The organism is Sinomonas sp. (assembly GCF_051955515.1).
Taxonomy (GTDB): domain Bacteria; phylum Actinomycetota; class Actinomycetes; order Actinomycetales; family Micrococcaceae; genus Sinomonas.
In genome coordinates this window covers 1-4,543 of sequence record NZ_JBQCGQ010000269.1, presented here as the reverse complement: position 1 = coordinate 4,543, position 4,543 = coordinate 1, and the positions used below count along the sequence as shown (strand labels likewise).

Sequence of the window (4,543 nt, the reverse complement as noted above, 5' to 3'; positions counted from 1 at the left end):
TGAGGGCATCGAACCGATCGGACTCGGAGTCGCCACGCATTGAGGCATCGAATCCCTCAGCGAGCAGAGAGCTGGTGGCCCCCGGGTCCACACCCCTCGGATAGGTGACTCCGAGGTCGTAGAGGAAGAGCGGGCGGGCGTTCGCGCGGCGAATCTCGAACGGCCGCTGGTCCTGCACCTCCAAGCCCAGATTGTGGAAGAACGGCAAGATGCGGGTCAGGCTCGGCGCGCTCGTCAGATACAGCCGGATTCTCGCCTTGCTCCCCAGCAGGACCGGCGCCGACGCCGAGCCCGGGGCCCCTATGACGGCCAGCAGCGGATCCCCGAGCGGCCTCCCGCCGGTGCCGTCCAGATCGAACTCCTCGAACCGCCGGACGTCGGCTACCGCGTCCTCGGGCTCAAGTTCCGCGCGGTAGCTCGCGGGGAAAGCGTCCGACCACAGCGGCGTCAGCCGCGCCGCGCGCGACGCCGGAAGCTGGGCCCGGAGTGCCTCGTCCAATCCTTCGGCCCAGGTTCTCGTGGCCCGTAGGAGGCTCTTCTCGAGGCCCGGCGCGTCGACGTCGGGCGATCCGACCTCGGACGGCATCAGGAGCCGGAAGAAGACCCGTGCCATGAGGGCCTCGCTCAGCCGGACGTCGAATTCGAGGGATGCTGGACGGAGGGCCTGCCGGAGCTCCTGTTCCATGCGCAGCCGTGCAGCCGTGCTGTACCGGTTCCGCGGCAGCAGGACCAATGCCGTCACGAGGCGCCCCCGAGGGTCGTGGCGCAGGAAGAGCCGCGTCTGGCGGCGCTCCTGTGCCCGGAGGATCTCGCCCGCAAGACGGGCCAGCTCAGGGACGTCGATCTGGAACAGCTCGTCGATCGGGAAGGACTCGAGCGCCGCGAGGAGCTCGGTTGACTCGTGCGAGCCACGCGCGAATCCGAGGAGCGCCTGCACGGCGGCAACCTTCTCCCGCACCACGGGAACCCGCCGCAGCGATGGTCCCGCGGCCCGCAGGGCGAAGAGCCCGACGAACCGTCGTTCACCCTGGACGGTCCCATCCGGAGCGAATACCGTCAGCCGGAGCTCATCCAGATAGGAGGGGCGTTCCACCGAGGAGCGGAGGCCCGAGGTCACGAGCGAGAGGACCTGGCCCGAGCCCGCTGGCACCTCGTCATGCTCGGGAGGCCGGTGCCGTCGCAGCAGACCCAGCCCCGAGCCGGGCCGCCGCCTCAGGACTTCGCTGCCCTCCGTCGTCGTCCGTTCGTAGTCACACGCGCCGAGGAGGATGAAGTTGCCGCGGTCCATCCACGCGAGCAGCTCGGCGAGCTGGTCGGCGGGCGGGGTGCTCGCGCTGGGAAGGCTGTCCAGAATGTCGACGGCGGAGGCGAGCCGGTCTCGGAGCGCACCCGCGTCCTGGGCCACAGCGCGCACGTCGGCGATGATCCGCTCGAGGCGCAGCCGGAGCTTCTCGGCGCTCGCCTCGTCGGGAAGACTCGGGATTTCCGCCGCGATCCACATCTCGGCCCGGTCCCCGCCTTCGGTCTTCCGGGGACCGCTTGAAGGCGCGCCGACGGGCAGCCCAGACCGGCGCTCCGCGCGGCGGACGCCCCGTAGCTCGTGGTTGGCCGCATCCCGCGACACCATGAGGCTCGGATGAATCAGGAGTCGGATGCTCACGTCGTCTCGCGTGAGTTCCGCGGTCACCGAGCGCACCAGGTGCGGCAGGTCGTCCGCGACGACGAACACCACGGCGGCCTCACGCTCATTGACGACGGCGACCCTCGCCTCCCCGGGTGCCCGCACCGAGGCGAGGGAGAGATGCGCGCGGGCCCTGAGCTCGAGGACTTCTAGGCTGTAGTCCTGGATGTCCTCGACGGCCACGTGCTCGTAGTAGTCAGCGAGGAACTCGTCGTCCGTCTCGAGAGGACCGTCCACACTTCATGATGGTCACGTCGGTGCGCAGCGTCCAGAGGAGGCTGCGTCAGGTCCGGCTGGCCTGCGCGGCGGCGATGAGCTTCATCATTGACTGGTGCAGTTCGGCCGCGTCCTCGCGCGTGATGCCGAGGCGCGACATCATGGTCGGCGGGACGGCGAGGGCCTTTTCACGCAGTTTCCGCCCCTTGTCCGTGAGGGCCACGTCGAGCGCGCGCTCGTTTCCTGCCTGCCGCGCGCGGGTCACGAGGTCGGCCTCTTCGAGGCGCTTGAGCAGCGGCGTGACGGTAGCGGGTTCGAGCAGGAGCGCATCGCTGACGTCTCGCACGGTGCGCGGGCTGCGCTCCCACAGCGCCAGCATCACCAGGTACTGCGGGTGGGTCAGCCCCATGGGCTCGAGGACTGGGCGGTAGGCGGCGACCACGCTCCGGCTCGCGACGCTCAGCGCGAAGCAGAGCTGCCGCTCCAGCAGCAGGTCGTCCTCGCCTCGCAGATCGTTGTCGACGCTCACGCTGACTCCTCCATTAGTTAGTGCACTAATAATCAGGGTACTATGAATGGGCACTCGAGGATGAAAGGCATCAAGACATGGCTGAGGAGAATTTCACGCAGCGGTTCATGCGCGCGACGGGGAGACTCCGGTTCTTCTTCGGCCCGGCCCACCGTGGCACCACCGAGGGCGAGATGACCGCGGAGAACAAGGCCCTGCTGGTCCAGCGGGAGGCCGAGGCGCAGCAGTGGGAGACCGTCACGCGGCCGGACGGCAGCACGTACGTGGTCCCGAAGGACCCCGAGGATCGCTCCCTGCGCTGATCGGCCCCTGAGACTTGCGTCACCCCCGGCGTAAAATGACCCGTGCGGGAGGGGGTGATGACATTGCCCGATTCGCAGGAGAAGAGCGAGCACGCACGCGAGGCTGAGCACCGCATGCTGAACAGGTTCATGCACGCGGCCGAGCACGCTGCAGCCGTGTGGGGCCCCGCGGCCCATGGTGACCCCGACGCCCCTGTGGTGCACAAGCACGACGCCTTCGAGGACGCCTCCGAGGAAGACCTCCGAGGCTTCGAGATCGCCACGGATTCGGAGGGGCACCACTACGCCGTGCGGAAGAACCCCTGACCGCTTAAAAAACAAGCAGCCTCAACAAAGAAGAGCGAACGACGGCGGGTGCGCACCCGCCGTCGTCCGCTCTCCTGCCCACATCGGCTTTACTGTGCCCATCGGCACCCCCGCGAGGCTCAGCGGCCGGTGCCGCCGTAGACGGTCGCCTCGGTCTCGGCGTCGAGCTCGAACGCACTGTGGATCGCCCGCACGGCGGCATCAAGCAGGTCGGCGCGGGTCACTACGGAGATTCGGATCTCCGACGTCGAGATCATGTCGATGTTGATCCCGGCGTCCGAGAGCGCCTTGAAGAAGGTGGCCGAGACGCCGGGATGCGAGCGCATGCCCGCACCGATCAGCGAGAGCTTGCCGATCTCGGCGTTGTACTCGATGTCCTCGAACCCGATCTCGGCCTGAGCCGCGCGGAGCGCAGTGAGCGCGGTGGCGCCCTCGATGATCGGGAGCGTGAACGAGATGTCCGTCTTGCCGCGGCCGAAAGTCGAGACGTTCTGCACGATCATGTCGATGTTCGAGTTCGCCCTGGCGATCACCTGGAAGATCGCCGCCGCCTTGCCCGGGATGTCGGGAACGCCGACAACCGTGACCTTGGCCTCGGAGCGGTCATGCGCGACACCGGAGATGATGGGCTGTTCCAAGGCGACTCCCTCGCTGATCTTGATCTTGTCCTCGGGGGAGGGCAGCACCCACGTCCCCTCGTTGTGGCTGAAGGAGGACCGCACGTGCAGCGGCACTCCGAAGCGGCGCGCGTACTCGACGCAGCGCAGGTGGAGAATCTTCGCGCCCGAGGCGGCGAGCTCGAGCATTTCCTCGCTGGAGATGGTCTCGATCTTCTGGGCCGACGGCACTACCCGCGGGTCGGCCGTGTACACGCCGTCGACGTCGGTGTAGATCTCGCACACGTCCGCCTCGAGCGCCGCGGCGAGCGCGACCGCCGTCGTGTCCGAGCCGCCCCGGCCGAGCGTCGTGATGTCGTGGCTCTCGCGGCTCATGCCCTGGAACCCCGCGACAATCGCGATGTTGCCCTTGTCCAGCGAGGTGCGGATGCGGTGCGGGTCGACGTCGATGATGCGCGCCTTGCCATGCGTGCCGTCCGTGATCATGCCAGCCTGGGAGCCCGTGAACGACTGGGCCTTGTGGCCGAGCTTGTTGATGGCCATCGCCAAGAGCGCCATGGACATGCGCTCGCCAGCGGAGAGGAGCATGTCCATCTCGCGGGCCGGCGCACTGTCCGTGATCTCCGCGGCAAGGTCGAGGAGCTCGTCGGTCGTGTCGCCCATGGCAGACACGACGGCGACGACCTCGTGGCCCGCCGAGCGGTAATCCACAATGCGCTGCGCGACCCGCTTGAGGCCCGCTGCGTCCGCGACGGACGAGCCGCCGAACTTCTGGACGACGAGTTGCTTGGCGGGCAGCACAGGCGGAAGCGACATGCGGGCACACTCACAGGGATGTAGGAGGGGATAGGCAATCGCCCTACATTCTATCGGAGCGTCTAGACCAACTCCG

The 4,543-nt window shown here is 68.1% G+C and carries 4 protein-coding genes and 1 pseudogene; 2 read left to right on the top strand and 3 right to left on the bottom strand.

Annotated elements, in window-relative coordinates; translation table 11 throughout:
- Together ACTHL9_RS15780 and ACTHL9_RS15775 are read right to left on the bottom strand one after the other, a co-directional pair.
- A pseudogene (locus ACTHL9_RS15780) lies at positions 1-1,918 on the bottom strand (NAD-glutamate dehydrogenase); the annotation flags it as partial.
- Between the two features lie 46 nt (positions 1,919-1,964).
- Positions 1,965-2,426, bottom strand: coding sequence for a MarR family winged helix-turn-helix transcriptional regulator (locus tag ACTHL9_RS15775; RefSeq protein ID WP_440520232.1), 462 nt, complete (start codon positions 2,424-2,426; stop codon positions 1,965-1,967).
- A 77-nt stretch (positions 2,427-2,503) separates the two neighbouring features.
- Here ACTHL9_RS15775 and ACTHL9_RS15770 point away from each other — a divergent pair, with 77 nt between their 5' ends.
- Both ACTHL9_RS15770 and ACTHL9_RS15765 read left to right on the top strand, forming a co-directional pair.
- The gene (locus ACTHL9_RS15770; RefSeq protein WP_440520231.1) at positions 2,504-2,728 is read left to right on the top strand and encodes a hypothetical protein; all 225 of its coding nucleotides are present in this window, start codon (positions 2,504-2,506) and stop codon (positions 2,726-2,728) included.
- Positions 2,729-2,842: 114 nt separating this feature from the next.
- Positions 2,843-3,034 carry a hypothetical protein gene (locus ACTHL9_RS15765; protein ID WP_440520233.1) on the top strand — a complete coding sequence of 64 codons (192 nt, stop codon included), beginning with the start codon at positions 2,843-2,845 and terminating at the stop codon, positions 3,032-3,034.
- 119 nt (positions 3,035-3,153) lie between these two features.
- Here ACTHL9_RS15765 and ACTHL9_RS15760 read toward each other — a convergent pair whose 3' ends face one another.
- Positions 3,154-4,467 carry an aspartate kinase gene (locus tag ACTHL9_RS15760; protein WP_440520230.1) on the bottom strand — a complete coding sequence of 438 codons (1,314 nt, stop codon included), beginning with the start codon at positions 4,465-4,467 and terminating at the stop codon, positions 3,154-3,156.
- Positions 4,468-4,543: the final 76 nt, after the last annotated feature.

Coding starts and splice junctions, on each gene's coding strand:
- ACTHL9_RS15760 (WP_440520230.1), bottom strand. CDS start 4,467: ATGTCGCTTCCGCCTGTGCTGCCCGCCAAGCAACTCGTCGTCCAGAAG.
- ACTHL9_RS15765 (WP_440520233.1), top strand. CDS start 2,843: ATGCTGAACAGGTTCATGCACGCGGCCGAGCACGCTGCAGCCGTGTGG.
- ACTHL9_RS15770 (WP_440520231.1), top strand. CDS start 2,504: ATGGCTGAGGAGAATTTCACGCAGCGGTTCATGCGCGCGACGGGGAGA.